The sequence below is a fragment of the Halovivax limisalsi genome (assembly GCF_023093535.1).
In the GTDB taxonomy this organism is placed as follows: domain Archaea; phylum Halobacteriota; class Halobacteria; order Halobacteriales; family Natrialbaceae; genus Halovivax; species Halovivax limisalsi.
Genome location: NZ_CP095757.1, coordinates 3,786,412 through 3,812,674, shown reverse-complemented (window position 1 = coordinate 3,812,674; position 26,263 = coordinate 3,786,412). Strand labels below are relative to the sequence as shown.

The following is a 26,263-nucleotide window of genomic DNA, read 5'->3' as shown; positions in this document are numbered from 1 at the left end:
CGCCAGCATCAGTGCGAACGAAGCGAGCACGGTTGCCCGACGGCGAGGCCGCAGGCCGAGCCGTCGGCCTTTTTCATCGAAGTTTTTGCGCCGAGCGGGTTGCGGGCCAACGGCCCGCAACCGAATGACGTGGCGGCAGAGCCGCCACGCGGTGCGCATCGCGCACCCGAGGCGGAAAAAGTTCGGTGTCGTTAGATCCCGATGCGTTTCACGACGTAGGTCGTTCCGGCGCCGGTGGCCGCGACGCCCGTGCCGAAGGCGACGAGCGGGCCGAAGAAGTCGCTGAGACTGCCGCCGCCACCGCCGCCACCGCTGCTCCCGCCGTCGGCGACGATGCTGGCGAAAATCAGGATCAGGAAGAGGAGCACGACGAAGCCGACGAACGCCCCGACCGCGCTGGTCAGCGCGGCCGATCGGTCGTCGGTTTCCAACCGGAGACCGGTGAGCAGGCCGGTCACCATCGCGATGATCGGGGCGCCGAGAATCGGGACGAACAGGGACACGTAGCCGATGGTGGCGACCTCCGATCCCCCGATGGCGTCGAGCAGGAAGAGGCCGATCCCGTACCCGATCGCGACGACGGCGTAGACGCCGACGATGTACTTCAGAAATCGCTTCCCCGACTCCTCGCCCAGGATGTCGGTAACCGAACCGGCGGTCTCTCGATCCGACTGTCTCCCGGGTTGCTGGCTCGCATCAGCTGGTTGTGATCCGGACATCGCGCCTACGTTTCTGCGAGGCATGGGTAGGTGTTGTGGCCCGCAGGGGGTCGAGGAGGCCCGTTGCGGAGGGATCCGGCGACGGGGGACCGGCCGACGGTGTCGGTATCGAGGTTGTACTCCCTTCGTCGCCCTTTCAGCCGAGCCCACGTCCGTCGGGCGTCGGTCACGATTTTCGACGGTGATCGAGAGCCGTGACCCAACGTGGTTGGTGGCCAGGCCGACGCTCGACGGTCGAACGCGGCTATTCGAGTCGCATCGACCGCTCGGGTGGCGGAATCTGAAGAAATGTCCGGATTTTCCTCATCATTCGCCACATTCAAAATTGATCCTATCGGTTGCGGACGATCGAACAGAAACCCTGGAGTTTATAACCCGGCCGTTTCATTTCCAGAACGAACGGTGTCGCGGCGAGACCCGATTCGGACGTCGAAACCGGCCGCCCGGGCGGTGTCCCGGCCGCGAGACGAAACCGACCTCCCATGACCAAAGACCTCGAACGAGACCTCGGACTACCCGCGGTCCTGGCGATCAGTATCGGCGCGATGATCGGCAGCGGGATCTTCATCCTCCCGGCGCTGGCGATCGATACGGCCGGCCCCGGAGTCGTCCTCGCGTACCTGATCGCCGGGGTACTCGTGGTCCCCGCAGCACTCAGCAAGTCCGAGATGGCGACGGCGATGCCGGAGGCCGGCGGGACCTACATCTACATCGAGCGCGGGATGGGGCCGCTGCTCGGAACCATCGCGGGCGTCGGCACGTGGTTCTCGCTGGCGTTCAAGGGCGCGCTCGCGCTCGTCGGCGGCGTCCCCTATCTCCTGATCGAATTCGATCTCCCGGTCGAGCCGGTGGCCATCGGGCTCGCTATCGTCCTCATTCTGGTCAACGTGCTCGGCGCGAAACAGACCGGTCGGCTCCAGATCGTCATCGTCGCGGCGATGCTCGCCGCGCTCGGCTGGTTCGTCGCCGGCGGCGCGCCCGCGGTGGAGACGGCCCAGTTCGACGGGTTCTTCGCCGACGGCGCCGGCGGGCTCCTCGCCGCGACCGGGCTCGTCTTCGTCTCCTACGCCGGCGTGACGAAGGTCGCGAGCGTCGCCGAGGAGGTCGAGAACCCGGGGCGGAACATCCCGCTCGGGATCCTCGGCTCGCTGCTGGTGACCACGATCCTCTACGTGCTCATCGTGGCCGTCATGGTCGGCGTCGCGCCGCTTGACGAGCTCGCGGACACGGAGACGCCGATGGCGATCGCCGCGGAGGCGACGCTCGCCGAGGCGGGCGTCATCGCCGTCGTCATCGCGGCGGTATTGGCACTCGTCAGCACGGCCAACGCCGGAATCCTCTCCTCGTCTCGCTATCCCTTCGCGATGAGCCGAGACGGACTCGTTCCCGGCCTGTTCGCCGTCGTCAGCGATCGGTTCGGCACGCCGACGACGGCGATCACGCTGACCGGCGGCGTGATGATTGTCCTGATCGCGTTCGTCCCCATTCTCGAAATCGCGAAGCTCGCCAGCGCGTTCCAGATCCTCGTCTTCGTCCTCATCAATTTCGCGCTGATCGCCTTTCGTCGGGCCGACCTGGACGACTACGACCCCGCGTTCGAATCGCCGCTCTACCCGGCGGTGCAACTGTTCGGCATCGCGAGCGGGCTCGTCCTCCTGACCCAGATGGGTCGCGAGGCCCTCCTCGGCGCGATCGTCATCACGGTCGGGAGCGCGGGGTGGTACTGGCTCTACGCCCGGCCGCGGATCGATCGCGAGGGCGCCGCCGTCGAGACGATGCGACGCGAAGCGGGCCAGCGCGTCATCGAGCGGACGGAGGCGTCGCTCGATCGGGACGCCTACGACGTTCTCGTGGCGCTCACGGAGGGGACGAGCGAGGCGCGCGAACGGCGACTGATCCGGATCGCCGCCGACGTCGCGCGAAAACACGACGGCAGGGTCACCGTCGTCCAGTTCGACGAGGTGCCCGACCAGGTGCCCCTCGACTACGCCTCGGAGATCCAGTCGCCGGCCGATCTCGAGTTCGAGGCCCAGACGGACCAGCTCTCCGCGTCGTTCGACGTCCCCGTCCGGTACGGGGAGATCGTCAGCCACGACACGAGACACGCGATCGTCAACTTCGCCGCCCACGACGACGCCGACCTCCTCCTGATGGAGCGTCAGCCGGGCGGGCTCCGCCACCGGTTCATCGGGAGTCCGGTCGAGTGGATCCTCCGGCGCGCCCCGTGTGACGTCGTCCTCGTCGAGGATCGCCCGTTCGACGAGATCGACACGATCACGGTCCTGGCCGATCAGTCGCCCTACGACCCCGCGAAGGTCCGCATCGCCGACGCGCTCGCCTCGGAGATGGACGCGACGATCGACCTCGTCTACGCGGTCGAGGGTGCCTCGACGGGCGACTTCGAGCGAACGATCGCGGACTATCACGCGGAACTGGCCGCCCTCTGTACGGCGCCCGTCACCACCGAGATCGTCGAGACGGACGGGTCGGCGCGTGACCTGATCGAACTCGGCCGATCGGCGGAGTTCCTCATCATGAGCCGAACGCCCGGGCTCCGGAACGAACTCCGGGACGGACTGGCCGATCGCGTGATCGAATCCGTGGAGTGTCCGGCTCTCGGCGTGCACGCACACGAATCTGACCGGCCAGGACTGCTCGGACGACTCGTCGAACGCTTCGTGTTCTGATTGATACCCGCGGCGTGGATCTGCCAACGCTCACGAGGGGGCTGCCGGGCGTCCGGCAGAGGAGTGTCCTAACGAAGTCTAACGCGAGCGGAGCGAGCGTTGGGCACGTCAGGACCGACCGACGAAGCGAGTGCTGAACAACGTGAAGCACTCGCGACTCACGGTTCACTTCGTTCACCGTTCGTCTGGTCGAGGTCCTCGCTCACTCCGTTCGCTCGGCCCTCGCGCGAGGAATGAGCGTCCTGACGGAGTTCCACGCGAGCGGAGCGAGCGTGGAGCACGTCAGGACCGAACGACGAAGCGAGTGCTGAACGCAGTGAAGCACTCGCGAGGAGTGAGCGTCCTGACGGAGATTTGAACTCGCCCAGAGGGTCCGGGCGTGCGGCGCTTCGCGCCGTTCTGGGCTGCCACTGGTCTGCTCAAATCTCCGCATAGGCGTTTTCACCGACGCGGACGCCTCGCTACGCTCGGCGGTGTTTCGTCGGTGAAAACGTCCTGACGGAGATTTGAACTCCGGTCCCTGGCTCCGCAAGCCAAGAGGATAGTCCACTACCCTATCAGGACTCACCTCTCTCTACCGCCGGTTCGGTTAAAGCCCTTTCGAAACGGGGGCACGCGCCGTCCCGCGGTTTCGCGGACGGCGACGGCCGGTGCCGATGCTCCCCTCCGATAGGATCCCGTGTGCAGACGCGTTTCGTATACATTCACTAGGTGTAAATGCTATTTTACCTTCGAAAACGTATTTTATAATCGAATACCAAAGGCATGGTATGCAACGACGAGCACTGCTGGCTGGAATCGGAAGCACCGCGACGATCACCGCATTCGCCGGCTGTCTGGGCGACGATGACGGTGGCGACGGCGGCGATGGCGGACAGACCGGATCGGCCACGCCGTCGATCCGGACGGTCAACCAGGAGGCGCTCGACCGCCAGAAGGAGAGCGGCCGCACCATCGCGAGCAGGGCCGACGTCACGGTCGACGGCGATACCGTCGAGATCGCGGGCCAGCTCGAGGGCGCGACGCCGTGTCACGAGGCGGTCGTCAGCGAGACGACGCTCGAGGACGGGACGCTCACGGTTGCCGTCGAACTCGAGGAGACGGACGACGGGATGTGTACCCAGCAGATCGCCAGAATCGAGTACGAGGCGACGATCGAGATCGAATCGGGCGACCTGTCGTCGGTGGTCGTCGTCCACACCGATCGCGTCGGCGAGGAGACGGTCGTCGACCAGGCTGTCTAACTGAGTGGCGGGCGCGATTCAGCCTGCAGATCGTCATCTCGCGCCCCCGCCGACCCGCGTGGCCTGCAGCCCACTCTCTCTCTCTCTGCGTTCGTCGCTACCCCGCCTCCGGGGGTGGCCAGCGGGCGGATCGCCGCGCGTTTTGACAATACTTATGCGCGGATAGATCCAGTGTCGCCATAGCATGAGCGACATCGAGGGGATCTACGAAGATCTCGAGGCGGACGTCTCCCTCGAGGAGTTTCGCGAGGCCGTCGCGGCCAAGGTCGAGCAGATGGGCGGCCTCGCGGACGAGGAGACCGCGGCGATGCTCGTCGCCCACGAGGTGGGCGAGAGCGAGGTCGGGGGGATCGCGGACATCGAACCCGGCATGGAGGAGGTGAAGTTCGTCGCGAAGGTGACGAGCGTCGGCGAGCTCCGGACGTTCGAACGCGAGGGCGAGGACGAGGACGGGCGCGTCGTCAACGTCGACGTCGCGGACGAGACGGGAGCGATCCGGATCACCTTCTGGGACGAGCGCGCCGCCGCGGCCGTCGAGGAGATCGAGGCGGGCGAGGTCCTGCGGATCAAGGGCCGGCCGAAGGACGGCTACAACGGCGTCGAGGTCAACGTCGACGAGGCCCAGCCGGACGACGAGACGGAGATCGAGGTCTCCCTCTCGGATACGCACACGGTCGAGGACCTCTCGCTCGGCCTCTCGGACGTCACACTCGTCGGTAAAGTGCTCGAAACCGACGCCGTCCGGACGTTCGACCGCGACGACGGCTCCGAGGGGAAGGTCTCGAATCTCACCCTCGGCGACGAGACCGGCCGCGTCCGGGTGACGCTCTGGGACGAGCAGGCGGCCCTCGCGACCGAGATCGACGCCGGCGAGACCGTCGAGGTCGTCGACGGCTACGTCCGCGAGCGCGACGGCGATCTCGAACTCCACGTCGGCAACCAGGGCACCGTCGAGGTCGTCGACGCGGACGTCGAATACGTCCCGGACGCGACGCCGATCGCGGACGTCGAGATCGACCAGACGGTCGACCTCAAAGGCGTCGTCCGCTCGGCCGACCCCGTCCGGACGTTCGATCGCGACGACGGCTCCGAAGGCCAGGTGCGAAACATCCGCGTCCAGGACGCGACGGGCGACATCCGCGTCGCCCTCTGGGGCGATAAAGCGGACGTCGACCTCGGTCCGGGCGACGAGGTCGCGCTGGCCGACGTCGAGATCCAGGACGGCTGGCAGGACGACCTCGAGGCGTCGGCCGGCTGGCGCTCGACCATCTCGGTGCTCGAGTCGGCCGACGAGGCGAGCGACGACGGTGGGACGGCCGACTCGCCGGGTCTCTCGTCGTTCGCCGGCGACGGCGCCGCGGGGGCGGCCGACGGCGGCGAGGCGGAGGCGTCGGACGACGAAGCGGAGCAGTCCGGCGATACCGTCGATGCGGGGCCGGCTGACGGGACGACCGAACCCGCCGTGTCGGACCCCGCGGCCGCCGGACCGGAGGCGGGCGAGCACGTCGAGTTCACCGGCGTCGTCGTCCAGGCCGGCGATCCGATCATCCTCGACGACGGCGAGACGACGATGCGCGTCGAGTCGGGCACCGACGTCACCCTCGGCGAGGAAGTGACCGCCCGCGGCGTCGTCGAGGACGACCGCCTCGACGCCGACGAACTGTTTTGACCCGCGGCGTCGGCCCGTCCGGTCCCAGTGATCGCTCATTGGCGGACCGTCGCACGGAAAGCATTAAGGGCGTCACCCGCCGCTATCCGCGTATGAACGTCGAGTTGCCGTTCGCGCCCGTCGACACGGTCATCCGGCGAAACGCGGGTGACCTCCGGGTGAGCGCCGACGCCGCGGAGGAACTCGCCCGGCGGATCCAGCGCCACGGGGCGCGGCTGGCTCAGGATGCAGCCGAGCGCGCCGACGCCGACGGGCGAAAGACGCTGATGGCGGCCGACTTCGGCGTCGAGACGGTGATCGACGCCGACGAACTCACGCTGCCGATCGCGCCGGTCGACCGGATCGCCCGCCTCGACATCGACGACCGGTATCGCGTCTCGATGGACGCCCGCATCGCGCTCGCGGATATCCTCGAGGACTTCGCCGACAACGTCGCCCGTGGCGCGGCCATCCTCGCCCATCACGCCGACAGACGAACGATCATCGACGACGACGTCGAGACCTACTTCGCCCTGTTCGAGTGACTCCCTGATGCGCTTCGGGTACAGCGAAACGTGTCTGAAACACGACCCGGGTCCGCGCCATCCGGAGACGCCGGACCGGCTCGACGCCATCCGCTCGCGACTGGCGCGGGCCCACGGCGTCGAGTACGTCGAGGCCGACGCCGTCGCGGTCGCGACGCTCGAAGCGGTCCACGACGCCGACTACGTCGAGGACTTTCGCACCTTCTGCGCCGACGGCGGCGGGAGCTGGGACCCGGACACCACGGCGGTGAAGGAGACCTGGGACGCGACGCTGCGGGCCGCCGGCCTCGCCTGCTGGGCGGCCGAAGCGGCCCGTTCCGGGCCGGGCGGGCGAAAGACCCCGTTCGCGATCGGCCGGCCGCCGGGTCACCACGCCGTGGTCGACGACGCCATGGGGTTTTGCTTCGTCAACAACGTCGCCGTCGCCGCCCAGCACGCGATCGACGAGGGGCTGGCCGAACGCGTCGCGATCGTCGACTGGGACGTCCACCACGGCAACGGGACGCAGGATATCTTCTTCGACCGCGGCGACGTCTTCTTCGCCTCGATCCACGAGGAGGGGCTCTACCCCGGCACCGGGGCGGCCGACGACATCGGCGAGGGAGCTGGATCGGGGACGACGATGAACGTGCCGATGCCCGCCTCGGCGACGGACGCCGCCTACGTGGCCGCGTTCGACGACGTGCTCGACCCCGCGCTCGCCGACTTCGACCCCGATCTGGTGCTCGTCAGCGCGGGGTTCGACGCCCATCGTCACGACCCGATCTCGCGCGTGCGGCTGACGACCGAGGGCTACGCGCTCATGACCGATCGCGCGCGACGGATCGCCGACGCGGCCGACGCCGGGCTGGGATTCGTCCTCGAAGGCGGCTACAGCCTCGAAGTGCTCGCTGACAGCGTCGCCGCCGTCCACGAGACCTTCGACGGACGCGACCCGATCGAACCGGACGACGAGATCGACGACGCGGTCGAGTCGGTGCTCGACGAGGTTGCCGCCGCACACGACATCGAGCGCTAGTGATTCACGATTCGAAGCGGAGTACCGGCCGGGCCTGCGGAGCGAGGTAGTCAGCTCTCCGACGAGTGAACGGTCAGCGTCGGAAAATACGATTCGTAGAAGCCCCGATCGAAACTGACCAGCGCGTCGGCATCGACGGTCGCGTGTCCGCCGATGACGAAGTCTGCGGCTATGTGCCGACGTGGTGCGAGATTCGAGCCACACGCGTCGCAGTTGACTGTCCGTTTCGCCCCACAGGACGGACATTGCAATCCGTTCGGTCGACGGTCCGCGTACCGGTTGAACTCCTCTCCCGCCCGAAACAGCGCCTCCCGCGACGGTTCGACGAGTTGAATACTGAGATCCGAGAGAAATCTATCGAGCTCCTCCGTCGAATCGAAGTGACCGTCCGCAGCGAGTTCGGCGTACGCGACCGGCGTCAGTACGACTCTCCCCGACCGATAGGCGCGACGAAGCGCAGTTTCGCTGTCATCTGCGTGGTCGTCCGCGTACAACAGCGCGAGAAGCGCATTGGTGTCGACTGCCGTGATCACGTCGCTCCCTCCGACTCGTCGTCTTCGTCGACGTCACGGGGGTATTCGCCGCGGAGCCTGCGCATTCGATCCGTCATCGTCTCGTCGCTGTCGGCGCTCCCGCGGTACGTCTCGAAGGGATCGTCGCCCGCTTCGGTCGTCGGTTCCTTCTTCTCGATTCGGTATCCGGACTCGATCGCTTCGAATCCGATCTCGTCGCCTGGTTCGATCCCGAGCTCGTCTCTAATCTCCTTCGGAATCGTTACCTGACCCTTGGTCGTCACGCGGGGCATATCGGTACCAAGTGGGTAATACGAGAAAAGTATTACCCACGAATCGCCTCGACAGATGACTATCGAACTGTCGCCGTACGGTGACCGCAGTCCGGCTTATTCGTTCACGAACGAGAAAGCGTACCGGCAACACTACCGCTCAATTCAGGGTCTCGGATCGAAGTAGGCCGCCAGTTCGACGCCGAACTCCTCGCAGAGGGCCGTGATATCGTCCCCGACGAGGACCTCGTATCCGTCCTCGAGCGCGGACTCGACGTGCGCGCCGAGTCTGACCGACAGCAGATCGGACGCGAGGAAGTCGCGGGCGGTAGCGTACTCCCGTTCGCGCTCGACGACGTAGCGATCGCCGTCGACGAACGGACCGTAGACGGACGGATTGTCGGCGTAGGCGTCGTAGAACCCCTCGGCGTGCTCGCGGACCGAGACGGGCGGTCCCTCGTGGCGCTCGATGTCGGGCCGCTCGGCGACGGCGCATTCGACCAGGAGGACGGCCGTCTCGTCCGCCCACGCGGCGCTCCGGCAGACGTCGAAGCCGCGTCGGTTCAGCGCGTCGACGAGGCCGGATCGGGAGCGTTCGAGCTGGGGGTAGAGCTGGTCGTCGACGAGGTCGGGTGCGTCGAAGCGAACGGCGAACGGCGTCGTTCCGCGCCGATCGAGGTGGGACTGGACGGCGGTGGGGTCGATCGCCTCGGGTTCCTCGGCCTCGAAGAGGTCGAGCCTGGGGTCGGCCAGCAGGTCGCGCGCGAAGTGCTGGAACCGGGCGACGTTCTCGGCCGAGCAGACGGCGGCGACGTTGCGCTCCGGATCGGTCGGGTCGATGACGACCAGCGGATCGTCGAAGGGGAGGTCGACGTCGTCGACCGCCGGATCTCGAGACGGCGACGCCGTCTCGCGCCCCGCGGTGTGGTCCTCGGGATCGAGGTGGACCGGCGGCGACCAGTCCGCGGCCGCCTCGCAGAGGGTGCGAAAACTGCCGTACTCGACGACCAGGAGTTCGGTGAGGTAGCCGCTGAAGCCCCGCGTCTTGAGATCGCTGCCGTAGACGCCGATCGCCTTCGTGAACGCCTTCGCGAGACGAACGTCGGCGGCCAGGTCGGCGTCGAGGCGCTCCTGTAAGTAGTCGTCGTGAAACGGGGTGCGATCGACCGCCGATCGGATGTCGGTCGCGCGCTCGAGGCGATAGCAGGGGACGACGTCGACGTCGAACCCCTCGACGGTGCCGGTGACGTAGGGGTGTTCGGCGTACTCCTCGTGGCCGTCGGGAAGGGTCTCGTGTCCGACCGCCAGCCCGTCTCGTTCGAGCGTTTCGCGGTCCACCTCCGGCGGGAAGCGGACGAAGACGTCGACGTCGCGATCCCCGCTGACCCAGGTGTCCCGCGCGGTCGAGCCGACCAGGACGACGTCGGCCTCGGGATGGCGGTCTTTCGCGGCGGCCTCGGCCCGGGTGAGCAACCGGCCGGAGACATCGCGGAAAGCCGCTCGCTCGTCCGCGTCGGGGGCGACGCGATCGTGAATCCGTTCGAGCACGTCGGCCAGCGCGTCGTCCCGGTCGCGATTCATTGACCCGTTCTTTGCGGGCGGACGGGGAAAGCGTATCGAAACATCCGGCGTGATGGGCGAAGCGGCGGCATCAGCGACCGACACCGGAGACGTGGCGAGCGAGTCGCGATTCCGGCGGCCGTTCACGCGCGAAACAGTCGCCGAACGAGAGAGCGCGACCGGTGGGCGACGCGGTGGCGGTCGTCGTCCGACGGGGACGGGACCGCGGACGCCGCTTCGAACGTCGACACGGGGTCGCCGCTTCGGCGCCAGTGCCACCAGGTTCGCGCGAGGACGGCCAGGCGCCGGGGCCAGGAGAGCGTCGGCCGCGCGGAGAGCACGTCGCACTCTCGCGCGCGGATCAACCGGTGGTGTTCGGCGTAGAGGACGGCGGCGAGGAGCACCGGGAACTGGCAGTCGGCGGGCAGGTACCCGATCCCCTCGACGCCCCGGCGATACAGCGCTTCCGTTCGCCGCAACTCCGACCGGATGGCGTCGGCGAACGCGTCGGAGTAGGTGAGCGAGCGAACCTGCTCGTCGGTCACGCCGAACCGATCGAGCGTCTCCTGTGGCAGGTAGACCCGGTCGTGTTGCAAGACGTCCTCGCGGACGTCCCGCAGGAAGTTGGTCAACTGGAAGGCCTCCGCGAGCGCCGCCGCGTGCGGGCGCGCCGTCCCGGGGTCGTGGGGTGCCATCACCGAGAGCATGATGTTGCCGACCGCGACGGACGAGCCGCGGAGGTATCGCGACAGTTCGTCGTGGCTCTCGTAGCGGTCCAGCTCGAGATCCATCCGCATCGCGTCGATGAAGGTCCGAACCTCGTGTGCCGGAACGTCGTAGCGCTCGCGGAGCGCGGCGAAGGCGTCGAGGACGGGATCGTCCGTGGACCGGCGACCCAGCGCGGCCGCTTCGATGCGCGCGAGTTCGCGATACTGTCCTGCGCACTGGGCGTCGTCCGGATCGTCGACGACCTCGTCGGCGAGGCGAAAGAACGCGTAACAGACGTGCGTCGCCTCGCGGATGCGCCGGGGAAACAGCCGCGTCGCGAGATAGAACGTCCGTCCGGTCCGACGATGGACGGCTTCGCTCGTCGAGAGTTGCTCGGTCGAGGGGCCGCCTGACTGTGAGTCCACGGTGGTGGCAAGAGGGGCGAGACGGAGGTAAGCGGGCTCCCTTACTGGTAAGGCTCCGGATCGAACAGCGCGGCGAGCACCGTGCGTTCGGCGGCCCGCCGGTGTTCGTGAAAGGTTGCGCGCGTGATCCCCATCGACTCCGCCAGATCCGCGCCGGTCGCCGACCGCGAATCCGCGTAGAAGCCGGCGAGGTAGGCACGCTGGAGCACGTCACGCTGGCGGTCCGTCAACTGACCGACGACCCGGTCGCGAAATGTCTCGGCCGTCGCCGGCGACCGGTCGCGTTCGTGATACCCGCGGAGGTCGACCGCCTCGTACAGTCCGGAGAGCAGGTCGTCGATCGCGCGCGGCTTCTGATTCGCCGCGACGTCGACGGTCAGGCGAGCCTCCTCGGGCGTCGCCGACATCGACCGAACGGACGCCCCGCGGTCGGCGAGGGATTCGACGAGACCGGGCCCCGCTCGCCGGAGCTCGAACAGCGGCGGTTCGACCGCCGCGATGCGCTCGGCGTCGACGACCCCGTCGAGCTCCGCCGCCGCGGCGCGCATCGTCGCTTCGTCCACGGCCGCCGTCAGAAATCGCACGTACCGGTCGCCCGATCGGTGTACCGATCCGCCGTATTCGACGTCGCTCTCGAGCGCCCTCGCGAGCGATAGCAGCGGGAACGACGGGTCCCGAATCGCGTACGTCAGCTCCGTGGCGGCGTCGACGACGAGTCGGCGTCGACTCTCCAGCGCGTCGATCGCGGCCCCCGCGATTCGCCCGAGAGCTTCGAGGATGGCCAGCTCCGAATCGGTCAGGTCGCCGCCGCGATGGGCGTAGCACGCGAGCACGCCGTAGACTCCCTCGCCGGATGCGAGGGGCACCGTCACCACGCCGCCCGCGCCGTCGTCGGTCCGGGGGATCGACTCGACGACGGCGTCCGCCGTCGCGTCGGGCCGGCACAATCGATCGGTCACCGTCGCCCACCCGGCCGTCCGTCGGGACGGGTCGGTCTCGATCTCGGACGGTGGCGTCGACGGGCCGGGTGACGTGATTGAGCCGGGCGCCGTCGCCGATTCCGTCACCGTCGCATCCGTCGGCTCCGTCGGCGCCGCGGTCCGTGAGCCACCGTCCGAACCGACCGAGTCCGCGGCGGTGAGAACCACCGGCGTCCGAGCGTCGATCGATCGGGCGAGCGGGTGCGCCTCGGCGTCCGACCCGGCGAGGCTGATCTCGTCGTCGATCGCGGGAAGGATCGCCGCAGCGTCCGCGTCGGGTGCGGCGGCCCTCGCGCTGACGGTCGCGCGATCGCGCGCCAACGACGTTCGGCCGACCCAGACGCCCAGATAGGCGTCGTCGGCGGCCAGCCGCTCGCAGAGCGTCGTCTCGACCGCGGCCCGATCCGCGGCGCCGACGAGGTCGGCCGACGCGTCCTGCAGCAGGCCGGAGAGGCGATCGAGCAGGTGCGAGAGCCGGGCCCGTTCCCGATCGACCGCCTGCTCCGCGGCGACGCGCTCGGTGATGTTCTGGTGGGCGACGACCACGTACCGGCTCCCGTCGTACGCGAACCGACTCGCCGAGAGCAGGAACCAGCGCTCCGCTTCGGGGGAGTGGCACGGATACTCGAGCGAGAACGTCTCGCGCTCGCCGTCGAGCAGCGATGCGATGCCCTCCGCCGCGGCCTGGGCGTAGGGGTCGTCACCGCGCGTGGTCACCTCGAGGTAGTTCTCGCCGACCGTATCGGGGGCCGTCTGGATGTCGTTCGCCCGGCCGAATCGCCGCCAGGATTCGTTCGAGGCGCGGATCGTTCCGTCGGCGGAGAGCAGCGCCACGTTGAGCGACAGGTGGTCGAGGGTGTGACGCGCGAGCTCCGACGCCAGGTCCATTGTGCCACCTCGACGGGCGGCGCCCGTAAAGGTCTCGCCGACGCCCTGAAACGACGGTGATGCACGCACCCGCCCGACGCCTGCGCCGACTCCAGCGTGCCACCGTATCGCAGGCCGGCAAAGCGAAAGCCCTATGAAACGCTCACGACTACTCGAAACCGAGCCGAAGTAGCTCAGATGGTAGAGCACCTCGCTGTTAACGAGGTTGTCCCAGGTTCGAGTCCTGGCTTCGGCGTCCGATTCTCGGACCTTTCTCGCGAGGAGTGACAGCTCCGAGCGAACGGACAATCGGAGCGGCACGGTCGATGACGACGCGATGAGACGCCCCTGTGAACGTCTGACTCCAGGTCGGTCCGTTATAGAATTCACCAGACGGAAGGGGAACCGAGCGTGACTGGCGTTCCTTCTACGAATTAACGAGAAAAACAACGATATATGGTCGGAAATTTAAATTGAGTATATAAACACAGTCATAGTATTTAACTTGATTACCTCCCTTGCCGTCTACGATGTCCGAAGGACAGACAGCGCAGACAGGTGAGGAGGTAACGTTCGAATCGGCGTCGGCGTCGGAGCCAGCCGACTTCGCGAAGTTCGGCGCCCTCGTCTACGGTGTGGTGGCGGCCGGGATGTTCCTGACAACCGGGCTCTCGGCGACGCTCGGAGACGACGGAGCGGCCTACTTCTCCGGCACCGAGGAGGCGTTCTACCGCGCCGCAGCGACGAGTCTCAACTCGGCGATCGCGCCCCTCGCGCTGCTCGCCGTCGGACTGGCGCTGTACTACCACCTCAACGACGAGATCAGCGAGGCATCGCACAAGCCGGCCGCGATCGCCGCGGCGGCGGGCTCCGCGGTCGCCATCGTCGGCCTGTTGCTTCTCGTGTCCGTCTTCGAACCGAGCGGTCTGCCGGCGGCGAGGTCGATCAGCCTCGGCGACGAACTCCTCGGTGCCGTCGGCGCCGTCGTCGGACTCGCCGTGACGGCCGCGATCGCCGGGTTCGGGCTCGACAATCTGGAGTAACGCTCGCGAACCGATCCGCCCGTTCTCCGTTTTCGATTCGACCCGGAGGGACACCGCTTTGGTCTGCCACCGAGAATCGCACGGACATGTCCACGAGTGACCGACGCGGAACGGACGACCACGGCCACGACGTCATCGACCCGCTGTTCGTCGCGATCGTGACCGTCTCGAGTTCGCGGGCCGACGCGGACGGCACGCCCGACGACCCCGGCGGGGACACCGTCCAGGCCTGCTTCGAATCCGCGGGCCACGAGGTTCGCGAGCGGGTCCTGGTCCGCGACGACTACGCGGCGATCCGCTCGGCGGTGCGCGGACTGGTGAATCGCCGGGAGATCGACGTGGTGGTGACGACCGGCGGCACGGGCGTGAGCGCGGACGACGTCACGCCGGAGGCCGTCGACTCGCTGTTCGAACGCGAGGTACCGGGATTCGGCGAGCTATTCCGGATGCTGTCGTGGGACGAGGTCGGAACGCGGGCGATGGCCTCGCGGGCCACGGCCGGCATCGCCGCGGACACGCCCGTCTTCTGCCTGCCGGGGAGTACGAACGCCTGCGAGACGGCCTGCGAGGAGCTGATCGTCCCCGAAGCGCCGCACCTGGCGGGACTGGCGACCGCGCATCGGGCGGCGCTGGAGGAGACGACGCTGGACGCATACGAGGGGTGAGTGATCGGTCACGTTCTATCGGTCGATCGAGCTATCCGGTGGCGGTCGCAACCGAAGCGGCAGGCGATTCAGCGCCACTCGGTCGGATCGAGGCCGAGGTACGACACGCAGTGCAGAATCGCTTCGTCGACGAGCGACGGCGCCACCCGTGCGAGCCGTTCGTCGATCGCATCGCGCTCGATGGAGGCGATCGCCCAGGGAAGAATCGAACTCGACCGGGGGAGTTCCCCGTCTACCACGTCGGTTGCTGCGATGCAAATCCGTTCGTCGTACCACGTCTTCGTCGTCAGGGTGAGCGCGATCGATTGCTGCTCGGCGAACGGCATCTGCGACGTGTTGCAGACGAGCCACGGTCTTCCGGCGTCAGCTCCTTTGAACGGGTCGTCAGCGTACACGATGGTTCCGCGCTCGAGTCCCATCTCAGTCACCGTCCTCACTCGCCGAAACCCACTCGTCTCGATCCTCGCTCCCGTAGAGATCGTCGAAGAGCTGGGTTACGCGGTGCGTATCGTACGCCCGTCGAAGGCGATCGAGGTCGTCGGTGATGGCCCAGTACGGTCCCTTGTGCCGAACGAGCTCCCGGTCCTCCAGGCGAGAGAGGACCGGGTGAATCGAGTTCTCCGAAACCGACGTTCGCGCGGCAATTTCGCTCGCCTTCCAGGCGCGCTCGCGATTTCCGTAGAGAAACCGAAGGACGCGCTCCGGGTTGCTCAGCTCCCGGAGTTCGTCCGGCGAGCCTTCCTCGAACCGATCGATATCGATCGACATCGGATGCGAGTACGGGTCGACAGAGTATAAACGTACGTAACGAATGGGACGTACGAGACGTTAGTAACGTACGGTTGCCTCCTCGACTCGTAGACGTGGACAGAAACTGTTACTACCGTGGCGGAGTTTCCTCGACACGAGGGCCCTTAGCTCAGTCTGGTAAGAGCGCTCGGCTCATAACGAACGCCGGGTCGTCCGGGTTCGGGGGATACCGAGTGGTCGTTGGTTCGAATCCGACAGGGCCCATTCGAGAACTACTCGATTCCTAGCCGTTCCCGGAAGCGCCGATTCCGGGCGTTTCGGGCACCCATTCGGCCAGTATACGGTTTTTGAAATCGGCCATTTGAAACCGGAGCCCAACCAGCGACTGGTTGCACCCCATCGCCCTCTGGCGAATTTTGTAGCCGAACGAAGGTGGTCGGCATGACCGGCGTTTCCGATATCGACCCCGAAATTTTCCGAAAGCGGGTCTACATCGCGCCCACCCCGACGACCAACCGAGAGTTCCGCTGTCCCGAGTGCGGGTGCCGTTGTACCCGGCTTCTCGACGGCCACTCCGAGGCCGGTCACCGCCGTAACTGTTCGCGACGAATCGAGCGCAATCGACAGGTCGCGACCGACGGAGGTGAGCGACGGTGACGGGCGAGTTCGTCCGAGCGAGCCGTCTGTACGACGTCGAAAGTCGTACGCCCATAGCCCACCCGGCGACCCAGGCGACCGACGCCGAGGTCCGCGAGGCGATCGCGACCGAAGAGCGCCAGCTCGTCACCGACGGCGGGACCACTAGACGGGACGAATTGATCCGCGAGGCTGAGGAGAAAGCCCGCGCGGAGATCGAAGCCGATGCGCTTCGGTACTACAAGCTGAGGGCCGAGTTTCCGGCTCTCTTGGACGATTGCTATCGAGAGATGGCCCTCGAACGGGGTCGCCCGACGGATCCCTGTCAGTGCCAGCAATGCGACTGCGAACTTCACACCTTCCCCGGTGATGTGGGCTGTATCTGGTGTAGCAACGGGCAACATCGAGAGACCGAGAACCAACGCGGCGTGTTTTCGCTTTTCCTCGATACCCTGGAAACCGCCTATCACACCGTCAGGTTCGGGGGGAAAGCATGAGCCGCCTCGTCGAACGCGACGAGTGCGTGCGCTGCGAGACGTCCGTCCCCGCGACCCGGCGGCTGTGTCCGTCGTGCGCTCGCGAGGTCCGTCGGATTCGGGGTGAGTTGCTGTGACGTTTACCTGCCGTGTCTGTGGCTTCGAGACGGATTCGCCGGTCGGCATCGTCTCGCACTCGGAAGTTCACAAGAACTGGTTCCGCTCGCTCGTCGGGCGCGACCCCGAGGACTACGAGGAGGTCGTTGAACTGTGGAACCGTCAGCCGACGGTCTTCAGTCCTTTCGGCGAGGATCAAACGACGCTCGTCGACTACGGGGGTGAATAGCCGTGGGGTATCAGTGTACGTGCGGTGCGAAGGTCTCGGATACCCTGGCGACGTTCAACCCTGAGCGACGGCCGATCTGTCCGTACTGCGACCGCGATCTCGACGGGGGTGAACTGCGGTGATGTCCGCGTTCCCCTACATCGGCGGGAAAACGCGCCTGGCCCCGTGGGTGATCGATCACCTGCCGCCGCACACCTGCTACGTCGAGCCGTTCGGCGGGTCGGCGTCGGTCCTGCTGAACAAACCGCGAAGCGACGTCGAGGTATTCAACGACAAGGATAGCGACGTCGTGACGTTCTTCCGGGTCGCGCGGGAGCGGCCGGAGGAACTGGCCGAGTGGTGCGCGCGGGTTCCGTTCAGCGAGCAGCTACACACCGAATGGGCGGATGCGTTCTTCGAGGGCGAGCGCCCCGAGGATGACGTCGAACACGCGGGCCAGTGGCTCTTTCTCCGGTACAGTCAGTACGCGGGGAAGGTCGCCCGCAAATCCGGATTCAAACGCGAGAGCCCACTCGACGAACGCGGATCGCGAAACGCGCGAAACTGGATGAACGCCCCCGAACGGATCGCCGAGGTGGCCGAGCGATTCCGCGGCGTGTCGATCGTTCACGAGGACTACCAGGCGATTCTGGAGCGTTACGATTCGCCCGAGACCGTCTTCTACGTCGATCCGCCGTATTGGAAGAAGGAAGACCTGTATCGGGAGAGCGCCGAACACGAGGCGCTTGAGGCGGCCCTGGGTGACGTCGAGGCTGACGTTCTGGTTAGCTACACCGAAGTCCCGCCGGGGCTGTACAACGGCGAGCAGTGGCACGTAATCGAGCGCGAGGCGGTCCACTCCGCTGCGGGGACCGGGAAGATGGCGACCGAACGGCTCATTACGAACTTCGAGCCGTCGACGGACCGCGCGTTCAACCAGCACTCGGTGGCCGATTTCGGCGATCACGCACCGGCCCGGACTGACGGAGGTGAGCGCCGTGTCGAGTGACGGATCGGACAAAACGGAGTGTGGGAATTGCGGGCACGAACGATTCACGTTCGAAGCCTGTCCGAACTGCGGCGCTTTCGGGGGTGAGCGACGGTGACGCGGTGCGTCGAGTGCAACGGCCAGGTGAATCCGCGACGCGCGACGGTGTACGTGCCACCGTCCGAAGACGTCGGTCTCACCCTGTGCGTGGGCTGCCAGACCGCGTACCCGCGATCGCGCCAGTACTCGCCGCGACGGCTGCCCGCCAGGTCGCGAGTGCCGATCGTGGGAGGTGAGCAGCCGTGAGCGTCGACGCCGACCGGGACCACGCGGCCGAACTCGCGAGCCCGAAGTCGGGACTGCAGGGTTTTCCCGTCGACGCGATCTGCACCGGCTGCCAGCGCGTTCACGTCAAGCAGGTTCGGCCGGAAGACGTCGGCCAGTCGATCGACGTCGACCCCGTGACGCTCGAGGCGGACTCGCTCACGTCGTTCCGCCACGTCTGCCACCGCTGCGGCAAGGTGACGTGGTGGAACCCGACGACGGTGCTGTCCGGCCTGATCGAGGCGAAGCGATCCGCGGAGGAGTGACCGATGAGCGAAATCGAGACGGTCGCCCCTACTGGTCACGAGTTTACGGTCAACTACAACTACGGGCACGACGGTCTCACGCCGTACTGGGCTACCCGTGCATCGATGGGTTCGACGGGTGGCTCGCGGAAGGCGAGATTCAAACTCGACGGCGAGCGATGGATCGCGACGCTGTATCACCAAGAGAGCGGTATCGTTCACCCTGGCGACGAGACGCCGCAGGGAACGCCGTTCGAATTCGACCGAGTGTTAGAGCCCCGGCTCGCCATCGAGCGCCACCCCGACGAAGACCCGCCCGAGAAGCAGTCTCTGAACGCGCACATGCGGCCCCGGTGGCAGGGGATGAAGGTCGAGAACGCCCGCGGCCAGCGCAGTGAGTTGAGCGTTCCCGACGAGATCACCGAGGGTGTCAACGTCAGGGTTCAGGGGTCGAACATCGCCTTCCAGCGCTATCGCCGACTCGTCGCCGAAGGCTTCCACGCGGTCGATGTGAACCGACGCTATTTCGAGAAGCCCGTTGAGTCGAACGTGCAGGACGCCGCCCGCTACGTCCGAGTCGATGAGAATAGAGCGCGGCCGATCCACGCCCGCGATGGGCCGATTGCGTCACTCGGTCACCTACTCGAAAACGACCGCTCCGGCGTTCGGAAGGTCACGCAGTCCGATCGCGACAACGACGGCGAGCAGGTCGAAGGCTTCTATCACACCGTCACACTCGGCGAGAAGCGAGTCGCCGAGGCGTTTCCGACGCACACCTTTCCCCGCGAGATCAAGCACTACAAGGCCCGAGAGGCTAAATCACTCTCAGAAAACAACCCGCTCTCCCATCCGAAAATAGAGGTCGCCTACCAGGTATCGCAGTGGAACGAGACGATATCTGCGGATCACGAGTCGGTCGAGGAACTGAAGCGCCAGCTCGACGAAACGCTGTTTTCGGTTCTCGCCGACGCTGGGGTTCCCGTCGATCCGCGCGACCCTGCCGACGAAGACGGTGAAAACGATCCGTGGGTATCGGATTCGTATTTCGATCCGATGGACTCGGCCGAAACCGAGGTCGTCGACATCGATCTGACGCGGATCAGGATGGAACAGGAATCGGTCGTCGTCCGGTATCTCGCCGACGGCGGGTTCTCACCCGTCGAATGGGAAACGCTCGATCACGCGGTGACTGACGGCGGCAAACTGTCGCCGAAGCGCACCGCGGACGAGATCGACCGCCACCCTGACAGCGTTCGCCGAGCGCTCCGCCGGACGGAGCAACTGTTTGAACGCGAATACGGCGAGTACGCACTCCGGTCGAACTACATCGCCGAGATGGTCCACGACGCCGTGAAGCGAGCGCGAGAGTCCGCCCGAACCGCGTTCGAGACGGGCGCGAAGGCGATCGAGGCGAGCAAACGCGGACTCGACGAGGCGGCCAGCGCGTTCGTAGCGTGGGCCGCACGACATGGAGTCGACCCGCGCGACCGAGGCGGTGAACCGATCGAGATCGATTTCGGCACCTACGACGCCGATTCGATCAAGCAGGCGAAACGCGAGATTCGCGCCGCGCTCCGTGAAGGCTTCAGCCTCTGGAAGAACGCCGGTCAGGACCCTGGCCGGTTCCTGCTGGGCGAGTACAAAGCGACGGTCGAGTACGAAATTGGCGGGGAACTTCGACACGGCCCTGCACAGAGAGCGCTATCGCGGACCGAGACGCAGATTCTTCGGTCCCGAATCGGGCCCGAGATCTCGTAGCCTCGGGCCGATCGTGAGAGGCATCACTATTCTATACCCTTTATTTCGCATTTCTCGGGGAAGAATTCACTCGATACCCGTCGCGATCGCGCCGACCGTCAGCTCGAGACGGTGGCGGTCGCCGTCGTCGACGTCGGGGAACCCGACTCGAATCGTCGGGGTCCCCCTTAGGGGTGTGCGTAAGCGCACAAGTTCAACCTACCACTGCCCCGCACCGCGCTGCACCCGCCCCGCAGGGGTGCGCGAAAATTTTGAAGGACAGCAGTAGGTTCAATACGTCTCGTTTCTACTGATTATTGAAATGATAGAACCGCCCGATTTTGACCCTGACCTACTCGGTCACTCGGCCATCGTCCGAGAGGAAATTTGCCACGCAGTTGTGAGCGATGTCGTCGACGGCGAGTACCGCTCGGATGTGACCGAGTGCGGGATCGTTCTCGTCCATGGGTCGATGCTCGAATCAGAGACTCGAAAGTCTGTAGTCGAACGAGGTATTAATATGTGCCCCGACTGCTGGCCCGCTCACGTCGTTTCAGAGGACCGCTCCCACTAAACTGACTCATGCTGTCCCCAAGAGGACAGAGCCAAATAATCACACCGCCCCACCCCGTCTCCGAAGATTTCCAGTTGAGGCATATGAAACAATGGTCGGTCTCTCTTCCCATATTCTATAACAGAAGAATAGAAAGAGTTGCCCAGATTAGAGCAAGAGTTCCTGTTAGATAACTAGTTTTCTCAAGTAAGTAGTTTTGAACCCACCTCTCCAGATCATACAATCCTAATGTTGGGGTAGAATCGGTTGGTCTAAAGATTACAACCTCTCGATCTCCGTCTGCATATTCGACAGAAAGGGATGCATTTGGAAAAGTTGCTATCCCAGCTATACTCGGAGTGCCATCTGCGACTCCCCCATCTAAGATGGTTTTTGAATCTCCTTTTTCTAAGAAGATTTTCTCAACTTTCCCTGACAAAGACCTATTTCTTCTAATGGATTGGAGTATTATTCTGAAGCCTCGATCTCCCCGACTAAGCTCTCCACGTTCAACTTCTTCGCGAATATCTCTGAACTTCTGTAACTTTTCAAACCCATCCCTTGTTCTGGAGTATAAGGGGTTAGACTCCCAATGAGCACTGCCAGGGATGATGATTAAGAGGAATGTAACAATGACTTGGATTATTTGTAGCAATGAGTCTAGCTCCGTCATAGGGATAATATCTAATAGGGCTACATGAAAAACACGGAATGTATTCCCATGTCTTCTTAGGCTGTTCCTCTATGAGCCATCGCAGAATTTTCGGAACTTCCGAAATAGGACTCCGCTGCTTATCCCATTTCTGGTGGTTTCGAGGGTATGGGAAAGACGAATCCCACCTACCGTGATACGGTTCGAGAGTTCGAAAACGAATGGTCGCGATACCACCGAGCGCTCCGAATCGAGTATCAGGATCATTTCGACCGCTTATCCGATCAGGTCCGGAACTTCGCTGACGCCGGTGGAATACAGAACCATCCTGATCCGATGACGACCCACCTCATTTCGATCTTATTGGCTCACGAGTGCCGGTTAACTGAGATAGAAGAGCAGCTGGAGGACCTGGAGAACAGCATTAATACTACTGCTTAGTATCGCTAAGTAGATCATTCAGTCAATCCTCTGCCCAACTGTCCCCAAGGGAACAGAGCCAAAAAAATTACACAGCAACGGCCCCAGCTTCCGCGATCTCCAGGTGAAGCACACGAAACGGTGGTCAACTTCTTGACCTTCATTATTTAATTCTGGTCACTCATTATGGAATACGGTTCAAGCAACCCGGTTCGCTGGAGTAGCAGCCCTATTCCAGCAACAACGACAGCATCAGCCATCACCGCTAACCACAATTCTGTTGACCAATTTGCGATTTCAGTATCGAGAGTTACCGTGATCCATGTATCGACAAAATTCACAAATAACAATCCAAGAGTCAGGAATCCAATTGCGCTATTGATTTCATTTTGACTCTGAATACGACGATCTTGCTCTTTTTGCTCCTGCTCCATCACCTCTCGCTCATGCGCAACGTGAAACCCGCGAGCGGTTAATCCGACATGAGTACCTTGCCGCCTTGCTTCTCCTGTTATTCCTTTCAGACCTTCTTTCCCGGGTCTTGGAATGTCAGCTTTCATTCCAACATGGGTTTTTCCCACTAATCCAGATTGTGAAAGCATCGCTAAATTTTCCTGTACTGTTTCGGCATCCAAATTTACGGCTGACACCACGGGATGGTCTTTATCAAAATTAGTGTCGGATGGCCACGTGACGTTATTCCTGTATATAGTATCCAGTATAACCGCCCAATTTGGCTCATCTTTCATGCTATGGTATAGATCACGGCCGACCTTCAAATGATTCTGTCTTTCTAATAACAACCTTCCCCTGAAGTTGTAGTCACAATACGCCCCCTCCGGGTCGCGGTGCGAGAGAATCGGTTTCCTCGATATGCACACGAGCGACGAATCGCTGTATCACATTCCGTGACAATCGAGATCGACAACAGGGCGGGACCTCGATAACCGAGATTGTCGGATAGGCTTAGAAGGTAGTTCCGTACCTTTTTATCAGAAGGCCCGACCAGACCCCCTCGATGTACTGGCATCCACAAGATGACTTGATACTGATCGAGGCACTGCTGTTGATGGCGAGGCTCTATCCCGACAATTCGGAGATGTACTATCACTGCTGGGCGTTGGCTGACGAGATCGCCTACGATCACGGCCTGACTCTCGCCGACGCACTCCGACAACGTGTCCCACTTGAGTGACGGTTTCGGAGAATCGGAATCGACTCTCTCAGATCTACATACCTGGGCTGGGTACGACGCTGTATGGAGAACCCGATCAAGCACCATCTGCAACGAAAGCGAGTTGTCCGTCGCGAGCTGTCCGAGCTGCTCATCCGCCACCACGACGAGAACGTTGAGCGGGTGCTTGACGGTCTGCTCAGACAGTATGGGATGCCCAGCGGGTTAATCGCCGTTCGCGATCGAGGTTTCGAGGCTATCGTCTATCAGGTGAACGAGCGAGCGAATCTTGGCTGCAACGAGGTCCGATCGGCCAGAGTTCAGAAGAATGGCGTTGTCCGACGCGGTGATCGGCTGGCCGAAAATATCGATCGGATCACGTGGCTCGAGCAGCATCACGACGATCTCGACTGGATCCGCCACGATCTCCGGGAGGAACTTAAGAGTTTGAACACATAGAAGGGGCCATGACCAATTGGAGTCCGAGAGAAGTAATGGGACCAATAAAGTATCTCAAATTCAAAATTCGGCGTTGGGTTAGAGTCTCATCAGTCCCTGAGTGGGTGAGTAAAGCGGAAGGGGATTATTACAAGGGCTTTCAGAAAAAGTACGGGCATCGGCCTTATGACGAAGAAAAGGTGTTTGTGGGAGAAAACCTAAAATATAAGGTGAAATTTGTAGCTATTTCCCAAGGTGAAATAATGACAATGTACTATGTGAAGATAAAATAAGAGGATTTTCCCGACTCGAAAATTTGCTATACCAATGGTTACTTATGTTTTATCTACTACTCTCTACCATGTCTCTCGAATTGACGTGCGAAAAATGCGATTACACGTGGAGCTATGGTGGCGAAATGCCGCGCGCGACTTGCCCCAGTTGCGGTGGGAAGGTGGAAACTGGTATCCCAATCAACGATGAAGAGAATGATGTGATCGAGGGGTCTCCCTCGCCTGAAGAAAGGATGGCTGTAGCTCAAGAACGAATGGCGGATGCTCTAGAGCGGATCGCAGAAGGTGTCGAGTAGCCAATCAGATTGCCCAGTCAGGCCGAAACCCGTGGATGGCTATATTCGCATGGGGTCGCACGTCGAGAGAATCCGTTTCCCGAATATGAACACGAGTGCGAGCCGGCCGTGTTCATATCGCGCCGACTGGGCCGACGATTGAGGCCGCGATCCGCGTCGATCGCGGCCGTGGGGTATGGGCTACTTAAACAAGACCCGTTCCAGTGACCGCAAAAATCTAGGATTTGCGGACCGTGTTCACGAGCATGGGTCGAACCACAATCCCGGCGAGCGTCCGAATTCGGACTGACGACGGCAACGAGTGGCGCTTTGACTGTATCGAGAAGGCAGCCACCTTCTATGACTGTAATCGGAGTGACGCCGTTGCCTACGCCTGTGAGGATCTTACTCAGCAGGTTGCAGCCGCCCGGACGGTCCTCGAGCGCGACGACCTCACCGCCGAGCAGCGCCGCGAGATAGCCGAGACGCTATCAACAAGGGCTGTCTGCTTCGAAGTTGAATCACTAGTTTCGGTCGAGAAAAGTAATGACAACTAACTTCTAAACGATTTCCCCTACTAAGTCCATTATAATCACATATACTGTTCAAGTTTGAGTGAAGAGTATTGATCAGTTCTGTCGTCATCCAACAATTGCTGATCCAGACGACGTAGGTCACCTAATGGTAGATGCCATTGATCTTGTCCATCCAAATTGAACTTAGGTTTCACTCTGACAGAGAATTCCCTGGCCATTGCGGGAATCATTTCACTCAGAAACTGCTTGAACCACATAAACTCCTGATCAGACATTACACCGCTGCTCACGATTTCTACTGTGGGGGCTATCCCTTCACCATGTTTCGCTTTGTGACAGCGTCTACAAAGTGTCGTAATGTTTCCGAATCTATCAGAACCACCGACTCCTCTTGGGACGTTATGATCTGGATCTATCTTTATGCCTTCATCGAGTCCGCGAAGACAGTTTACACACTGATGCTGGTCTCGTTGAAATACGGCTTTGCGAACTTCCGCCCAATTTTTGTCGTATTGCCTGTTACTCATGTATAGGGTTACAGCACTGGTTGACAGCATTGCCACTCTGCACCAGTGCTGTGGCTCTTATTGATTGCTCACTGTTCCTCAACCGACTGTATCAGCCTCGAACTACACTCGAACACTTATCGGGGGTGATGCACAAACGTATCGTTACAAACTGTGTACGAGTTATCAGAGTACGACGATATTTCGAGAATTGCGGGCGAAGAGAATGAATTGACATTCAAGCGTGGGACGAAATGGATTCAATCCGAAACATTACCGGTGTCTGAGAAATGGCTTGAGTTACCAGATGGCACCAGGTTCGAACTCAATACGAAATATCTTAGATATAGGTCAGACATACCTGCATTTTTGCGATTGTGGCGTCAGACAGGTGGTTTCACTATTTCTGAAGGATGGAGAATAATACCTCTCAAAGTAGCGCTCCAAGGAAAAGCAGCTATGGCGGTATATTTGAGTATATTAGGGGGCCTGACCCGAGAAGAGGTTGCTGAAAAGATGGGTGTCCAAGAAGGGACTATTCGGAAATATATTTCTGAGTATAAACAGGGCGAACGGTAGTTAAAATACACTACCAAGCGAAACCTTTGCCTGTTTCGTTCCGCGGTGATCGCCGCCACCGTGCCACCGCAACGTGGGCAACCTTGACGCCGGGAGCGCTTTCGTTTTGAGTATCTGCGTTCCCCGGCCGCGTTTCCGATAGATCGCGAAACCGTACCAGCCACCGTTTCGCTGCAGCTTCGAGTGGTACTGCTTGTATACCTTGAAATTCCCCGGCTGACCGTCCGCGTGACGGTGTTTCGTGGCCTTGAACTCCCACGGGGTGCCGGCCTTCAGCCCGTCGTACCAGCTCGTATCGAGTCGCGTTCCCGAGTCGTCGACGAGATCGACGTCGTAGGTCTCGGCGAGGTGGTACTCGCAGGCGGTGCCGAACTTGTTGGCCTTGTGCGACGGCATCAGACGACGCCTCCCACTAATCGCGCGCGTCGCGAATTTTTCGAAATCGTCTTTCGAAAAATGTCAT

29 protein-coding genes, 3 tRNA genes and 1 pseudogene are annotated in these 26,263 nt (G+C 63.0%); 19 read left to right on the top strand and 14 right to left on the bottom strand.

The genetic code is table 11. The annotated features are described in order from the left end of the window. Window positions 1-191: 191 nt before the first annotated feature. Window positions 192-719, bottom strand: coding sequence for a hypothetical protein (locus tag MXA07_RS17770; RefSeq protein WP_247729927.1), 528 nt, complete (start codon window positions 717-719; stop codon window positions 192-194). Between the two features lie 482 nt (window positions 720-1,201). On the opposite strand from MXA07_RS17770, the gene MXA07_RS17765 reads away from it, so the two are divergent. Continuing rightward, window positions 1,202-3,406 carry an amino acid transporter gene (locus MXA07_RS17765; RefSeq protein ID WP_247729926.1) on the top strand — a complete coding sequence of 735 codons (2,205 nt, stop codon included), beginning with the start codon at window positions 1,202-1,204 and terminating at the stop codon, window positions 3,404-3,406. A gap of 491 nt (window positions 3,407-3,897) precedes the next feature. On the opposite strand, the gene MXA07_RS17760 is transcribed toward MXA07_RS17765, so the two are convergent. Further along, window positions 3,898-3,970: transfer RNA gene (locus tag MXA07_RS17760), tRNA-Arg, on the bottom strand. Between the two features lie 206 nt (window positions 3,971-4,176). Here MXA07_RS17760 and MXA07_RS17755 point away from each other — a divergent pair. From MXA07_RS17755 to MXA07_RS17740, 4 genes are all read left to right on the top strand, one after another. Next, on the top strand, window positions 4,177-4,650 hold the full coding sequence (locus MXA07_RS17755; protein WP_247729925.1) for a hypothetical protein: 474 nt from the start codon (window positions 4,177-4,179) through the stop codon (window positions 4,648-4,650). Between the two features lie 184 nt (window positions 4,651-4,834). Then, on the top strand, window positions 4,835-6,319 hold the full coding sequence (locus tag MXA07_RS17750; RefSeq protein ID WP_247729924.1) for a single-stranded DNA binding protein: 1,485 nt from the start codon (window positions 4,835-4,837) through the stop codon (window positions 6,317-6,319). Window positions 6,320-6,411: 92 nt separating this feature from the next. Next, entirely contained in the window at window positions 6,412-6,843 is a 432-nt protein-coding gene (locus MXA07_RS17745) for a histone family protein (RefSeq protein WP_247729923.1), read from the top strand. 7 nt (window positions 6,844-6,850) lie between these two features. Beyond that, window positions 6,851-7,861, top strand: a complete 1,011-nt coding sequence (locus tag MXA07_RS17740; protein ID WP_247729922.1) for a histone deacetylase family protein — start codon at window positions 6,851-6,853, stop codon at window positions 7,859-7,861. A 50-nt stretch (window positions 7,862-7,911) separates the two neighbouring features. Here MXA07_RS17740 and MXA07_RS17735 read toward each other — a convergent pair whose 3' ends face one another. From MXA07_RS17735 to MXA07_RS17715, 5 genes are all read right to left on the bottom strand, one after another. Then, complete coding sequence (locus MXA07_RS17735; protein ID WP_247729921.1) at window positions 7,912-8,394, bottom strand: type II toxin-antitoxin system VapC family toxin; 483 nt, start codon at window positions 8,392-8,394, stop codon at window positions 7,912-7,914. Then, on the bottom strand, window positions 8,391-8,666 hold the full coding sequence (locus MXA07_RS17730; protein WP_247729920.1) for an AbrB/MazE/SpoVT family DNA-binding domain-containing protein: 276 nt from the start codon (window positions 8,664-8,666) through the stop codon (window positions 8,391-8,393). The genes MXA07_RS17735 and MXA07_RS17730 overlap by 4 nt, the downstream gene beginning before the upstream one ends. 144 nt (window positions 8,667-8,810) lie before the next feature. Continuing rightward, window positions 8,811-10,226 (bottom strand): CCA tRNA nucleotidyltransferase, encoded by a 1,416-nt coding sequence (gene cca, locus MXA07_RS17725; protein WP_247729919.1) that lies wholly within the window; start codon window positions 10,224-10,226, stop codon window positions 8,811-8,813. A gap of 122 nt (window positions 10,227-10,348) precedes the next feature. After that, window positions 10,349-11,338 (bottom strand): phytoene/squalene synthase family protein, encoded by a 990-nt coding sequence (locus MXA07_RS17720; protein WP_247729918.1) that lies wholly within the window; start codon window positions 11,336-11,338, stop codon window positions 10,349-10,351. 41 nt (window positions 11,339-11,379) lie between these two features. Beyond that, window positions 11,380-13,206, bottom strand: a complete 1,827-nt coding sequence (locus MXA07_RS17715; RefSeq protein WP_247729917.1) for a bacterio-opsin activator domain-containing protein — start codon at window positions 13,204-13,206, stop codon at window positions 11,380-11,382. A gap of 162 nt (window positions 13,207-13,368) precedes the next feature. Between MXA07_RS17715 and MXA07_RS17710 the strand changes: the two genes are divergently transcribed. The 3 genes from MXA07_RS17710 (at window position 13,369) to MXA07_RS17700 (ending at window position 14,893) form a co-directional block, all read left to right on the top strand. Beyond that, window positions 13,369-13,441 (top strand) — tRNA-Asn (locus tag MXA07_RS17710). Window positions 13,442-13,715: 274 nt separating this feature from the next. Further along, window positions 13,716-14,228 carry a hypothetical protein gene (locus MXA07_RS17705; RefSeq protein ID WP_247729916.1) on the top strand — a complete coding sequence of 171 codons (513 nt, stop codon included), beginning with the start codon at window positions 13,716-13,718 and terminating at the stop codon, window positions 14,226-14,228. An 86-nt stretch (window positions 14,229-14,314) separates the two neighbouring features. Beyond that, complete coding sequence (locus MXA07_RS17700; RefSeq protein WP_247729915.1) at window positions 14,315-14,893, top strand: MogA/MoaB family molybdenum cofactor biosynthesis protein; 579 nt, start codon at window positions 14,315-14,317, stop codon at window positions 14,891-14,893. 68 nt (window positions 14,894-14,961) lie between these two features. On the opposite strand, the gene MXA07_RS17695 is transcribed toward MXA07_RS17700, so the two are convergent. Both MXA07_RS17695 and MXA07_RS17690 read right to left on the bottom strand, forming a co-directional pair. Further along, the gene (locus tag MXA07_RS17695; RefSeq protein ID WP_247729914.1) at window positions 14,962-15,312 is read right to left on the bottom strand and encodes a type II toxin-antitoxin system PemK/MazF family toxin; all 351 of its coding nucleotides are present in this window, start codon (window positions 15,310-15,312) and stop codon (window positions 14,962-14,964) included. A 1-nt stretch (window position 15,313) separates the two neighbouring features. Next, on the bottom strand, window positions 15,314-15,661 hold the full coding sequence (locus MXA07_RS17690) for a MarR family transcriptional regulator (RefSeq protein WP_247729913.1): 348 nt from the start codon (window positions 15,659-15,661) through the stop codon (window positions 15,314-15,316). 140 nt (window positions 15,662-15,801) lie between these two features. Between MXA07_RS17690 and MXA07_RS17685 the strand changes: the two genes are divergently transcribed. The 6 genes from MXA07_RS17685 to MXA07_RS17660 all read left to right on the top strand — a co-directional run bounded on the left by MXA07_RS17685 (window position 15,802) and on the right by MXA07_RS17660 (window position 20,395). After that, window positions 15,802-15,907, top strand: a tRNA-Ile gene (locus MXA07_RS17685). Between the two features lie 389 nt (window positions 15,908-16,296). Next, the gene (locus MXA07_RS17680; protein WP_247729912.1) at window positions 16,297-16,776 is read left to right on the top strand and encodes a hypothetical protein; all 480 of its coding nucleotides are present in this window, start codon (window positions 16,297-16,299) and stop codon (window positions 16,774-16,776) included. Between the two features lie 112 nt (window positions 16,777-16,888). Next, complete coding sequence (locus MXA07_RS17675) at window positions 16,889-17,101, top strand: hypothetical protein (RefSeq protein ID WP_247729911.1); 213 nt, start codon at window positions 16,889-16,891, stop codon at window positions 17,099-17,101. A 121-nt stretch (window positions 17,102-17,222) separates the two neighbouring features. Further along, window positions 17,223-18,089: a DNA adenine methylase gene (locus tag MXA07_RS17670; protein WP_247729910.1), complete on the top strand. Its 867-nt coding sequence runs from the start codon at window positions 17,223-17,225 to the stop codon at window positions 18,087-18,089. Window positions 18,090-18,370: 281 nt separating this feature from the next. Beyond that, window positions 18,371-18,658 carry a hypothetical protein gene (locus MXA07_RS17665; protein ID WP_247729909.1) on the top strand — a complete coding sequence of 96 codons (288 nt, stop codon included), beginning with the start codon at window positions 18,371-18,373 and terminating at the stop codon, window positions 18,656-18,658. A gap of 3 nt (window positions 18,659-18,661) precedes the next feature. Next, window positions 18,662-20,395, top strand: coding sequence for a DUF7845 domain-containing protein (locus MXA07_RS17660; protein WP_247729908.1), 1,734 nt, complete (start codon window positions 18,662-18,664; stop codon window positions 20,393-20,395). 668 nt (window positions 20,396-21,063) lie between these two features. On the opposite strand, the gene MXA07_RS17655 is transcribed toward MXA07_RS17660, so the two are convergent. Further along, a complete protein-coding gene (locus MXA07_RS17655) occupies window positions 21,064-21,600 on the bottom strand; it encodes a hypothetical protein (RefSeq protein WP_247729907.1) in 537 nt (178 codons plus the stop codon). A 147-nt stretch (window positions 21,601-21,747) separates the two neighbouring features. Between MXA07_RS17655 and MXA07_RS18360 the strand changes: the two genes are divergently transcribed. Continuing rightward, complete coding sequence (locus MXA07_RS18360; protein ID WP_484496857.1) at window positions 21,748-22,020, top strand: DUF8156 family protein; 273 nt, start codon at window positions 21,748-21,750, stop codon at window positions 22,018-22,020. Window positions 22,021-22,166: 146 nt separating this feature from the next. On the opposite strand, the gene MXA07_RS17650 is transcribed toward MXA07_RS18360, so the two are convergent. Continuing rightward, entirely contained in the window at window positions 22,167-22,748 is a 582-nt protein-coding gene (locus MXA07_RS17650; RefSeq protein WP_247729906.1) for a hypothetical protein, read from the bottom strand. 269 nt (window positions 22,749-23,017) lie between these two features. On the opposite strand from MXA07_RS17650, the gene MXA07_RS17645 reads away from it, so the two are divergent. From MXA07_RS17645 to MXA07_RS17635, 3 genes are all read left to right on the top strand, one after another. Continuing rightward, window positions 23,018-23,194, top strand: coding sequence for a hypothetical protein (locus MXA07_RS17645; RefSeq protein ID WP_247729905.1), 177 nt, complete (start codon window positions 23,018-23,020; stop codon window positions 23,192-23,194). 63 nt (window positions 23,195-23,257) lie between these two features. After that, the gene (locus MXA07_RS17640; protein WP_247729904.1) at window positions 23,258-23,632 is read left to right on the top strand and encodes a hypothetical protein; all 375 of its coding nucleotides are present in this window, start codon (window positions 23,258-23,260) and stop codon (window positions 23,630-23,632) included. An 813-nt stretch (window positions 23,633-24,445) separates the two neighbouring features. Beyond that, window positions 24,446-24,736 (top strand): DUF7692 domain-containing protein, encoded by a 291-nt coding sequence (locus MXA07_RS17635; protein WP_247729903.1) that lies wholly within the window; start codon window positions 24,446-24,448, stop codon window positions 24,734-24,736. 35 nt (window positions 24,737-24,771) lie between these two features. Here MXA07_RS17635 and MXA07_RS17630 read toward each other — a convergent pair whose 3' ends face one another. Together MXA07_RS17630 and MXA07_RS18345 are read right to left on the bottom strand one after the other, a co-directional pair. Further along, window positions 24,772-24,990: a hypothetical protein gene (locus MXA07_RS17630; RefSeq protein ID WP_247729902.1), complete on the bottom strand. Its 219-nt coding sequence runs from the start codon at window positions 24,988-24,990 to the stop codon at window positions 24,772-24,774. 54 nt (window positions 24,991-25,044) lie between these two features. Beyond that, a pseudogene (locus MXA07_RS18345) lies at window positions 25,045-25,242 on the bottom strand (HNH endonuclease); the annotation flags it as partial. A gap of 438 nt (window positions 25,243-25,680) precedes the next feature. On the opposite strand from MXA07_RS18345, the gene MXA07_RS18340 reads away from it, so the two are divergent. Beyond that, window positions 25,681-25,800: a sigma factor-like helix-turn-helix DNA-binding protein gene (locus tag MXA07_RS18340; protein WP_425492233.1), complete on the top strand. Its 120-nt coding sequence runs from the start codon at window positions 25,681-25,683 to the stop codon at window positions 25,798-25,800. Here the strand turns inward: MXA07_RS18340 and MXA07_RS17625 are convergent, their stop codons facing one another. Continuing rightward, the gene (locus tag MXA07_RS17625) at window positions 25,801-26,199 is read right to left on the bottom strand and encodes a PD-(D/E)XK family putative nuclease (RefSeq protein ID WP_247731779.1); all 399 of its coding nucleotides are present in this window, start codon (window positions 26,197-26,199) and stop codon (window positions 25,801-25,803) included. Between the last annotated feature and the right edge of the window lie 64 nt (window positions 26,200-26,263).

What these genes read in the sequence shown, in the direction of transcription:
- MXA07_RS17770 (WP_247729927.1), bottom strand. Translation starts at nt 719, where the DNA reads ATGTCCGGATCACAACCAGCTGATGCGAGCCAGCAACCCGGGAGACAG.
- MXA07_RS17765 (WP_247729926.1), top strand. Translation starts at nt 1,202, where the DNA reads ATGACCAAAGACCTCGAACGAGACCTCGGACTACCCGCGGTCCTGGCG.
- MXA07_RS17755 (WP_247729925.1), top strand. Translation starts at nt 4,177, where the DNA reads ATGCAACGACGAGCACTGCTGGCTGGAATCGGAAGCACCGCGACGATC.
- MXA07_RS17750 (WP_247729924.1), top strand. Translation starts at nt 4,835, where the DNA reads ATGAGCGACATCGAGGGGATCTACGAAGATCTCGAGGCGGACGTCTCC.
- MXA07_RS17745 (WP_247729923.1), top strand. Translation starts at nt 6,412, where the DNA reads ATGAACGTCGAGTTGCCGTTCGCGCCCGTCGACACGGTCATCCGGCGA.
- MXA07_RS17740 (WP_247729922.1), top strand. Translation starts at nt 6,851, where the DNA reads ATGCGCTTCGGGTACAGCGAAACGTGTCTGAAACACGACCCGGGTCCG.
- MXA07_RS17730 (WP_247729920.1), bottom strand. Translation starts at nt 8,666, where the DNA reads ATGCCCCGCGTGACGACCAAGGGTCAGGTAACGATTCCGAAGGAGATT.
- cca (WP_247729919.1), bottom strand. Translation starts at nt 10,226, where the DNA reads ATGAATCGCGACCGGGACGACGCGCTGGCCGACGTGCTCGAACGGATT.
- MXA07_RS17715 (WP_247729917.1), bottom strand. Translation starts at nt 13,206, where the DNA reads ATGGACCTGGCGTCGGAGCTCGCGCGTCACACCCTCGACCACCTGTCG.
- MXA07_RS17705 (WP_247729916.1), top strand. Translation starts at nt 13,716, where the DNA reads ATGTCCGAAGGACAGACAGCGCAGACAGGTGAGGAGGTAACGTTCGAA.
- MXA07_RS17700 (WP_247729915.1), top strand. Translation starts at nt 14,315, where the DNA reads ATGTCCACGAGTGACCGACGCGGAACGGACGACCACGGCCACGACGTC.
- MXA07_RS17695 (WP_247729914.1), bottom strand. Translation starts at nt 15,312, where the DNA reads ATGGGACTCGAGCGCGGAACCATCGTGTACGCTGACGACCCGTTCAAA.
- MXA07_RS17690 (WP_247729913.1), bottom strand. Translation starts at nt 15,661, where the DNA reads ATGTCGATCGATATCGATCGGTTCGAGGAAGGCTCGCCGGACGAACTC.
- MXA07_RS17670 (WP_247729910.1), top strand. Translation starts at nt 17,223, where the DNA reads ATGTCCGCGTTCCCCTACATCGGCGGGAAAACGCGCCTGGCCCCGTGG.
- MXA07_RS17660 (WP_247729908.1), top strand. Translation starts at nt 18,662, where the DNA reads ATGAGCGAAATCGAGACGGTCGCCCCTACTGGTCACGAGTTTACGGTC.
- MXA07_RS17655 (WP_247729907.1), bottom strand. Translation starts at nt 21,600, where the DNA reads ATGACGGAGCTAGACTCATTGCTACAAATAATCCAAGTCATTGTTACA.
- MXA07_RS18360 (WP_484496857.1), top strand. Translation starts at nt 21,748, where the DNA reads ATGGGAAAGACGAATCCCACCTACCGTGATACGGTTCGAGAGTTCGAA.
- MXA07_RS17650 (WP_247729906.1), bottom strand. Translation starts at nt 22,748, where the DNA reads ATGAAAGATGAGCCAAATTGGGCGGTTATACTGGATACTATATACAGG.
- MXA07_RS17645 (WP_247729905.1), top strand. Translation starts at nt 23,018, where the DNA reads ATGTACTGGCATCCACAAGATGACTTGATACTGATCGAGGCACTGCTG.
- MXA07_RS17640 (WP_247729904.1), top strand. Translation starts at nt 23,258, where the DNA reads ATGGAGAACCCGATCAAGCACCATCTGCAACGAAAGCGAGTTGTCCGT.
- MXA07_RS17635 (WP_247729903.1), top strand. Translation starts at nt 24,446, where the DNA reads ATGGGTCGAACCACAATCCCGGCGAGCGTCCGAATTCGGACTGACGAC.
- MXA07_RS17630 (WP_247729902.1), bottom strand. Translation starts at nt 24,990, where the DNA reads ATGTCTGATCAGGAGTTTATGTGGTTCAAGCAGTTTCTGAGTGAAATG.
- MXA07_RS18340 (WP_425492233.1), top strand. Translation starts at nt 25,681, where the DNA reads ATGGCGGTATATTTGAGTATATTAGGGGGCCTGACCCGAGAAGAGGTT.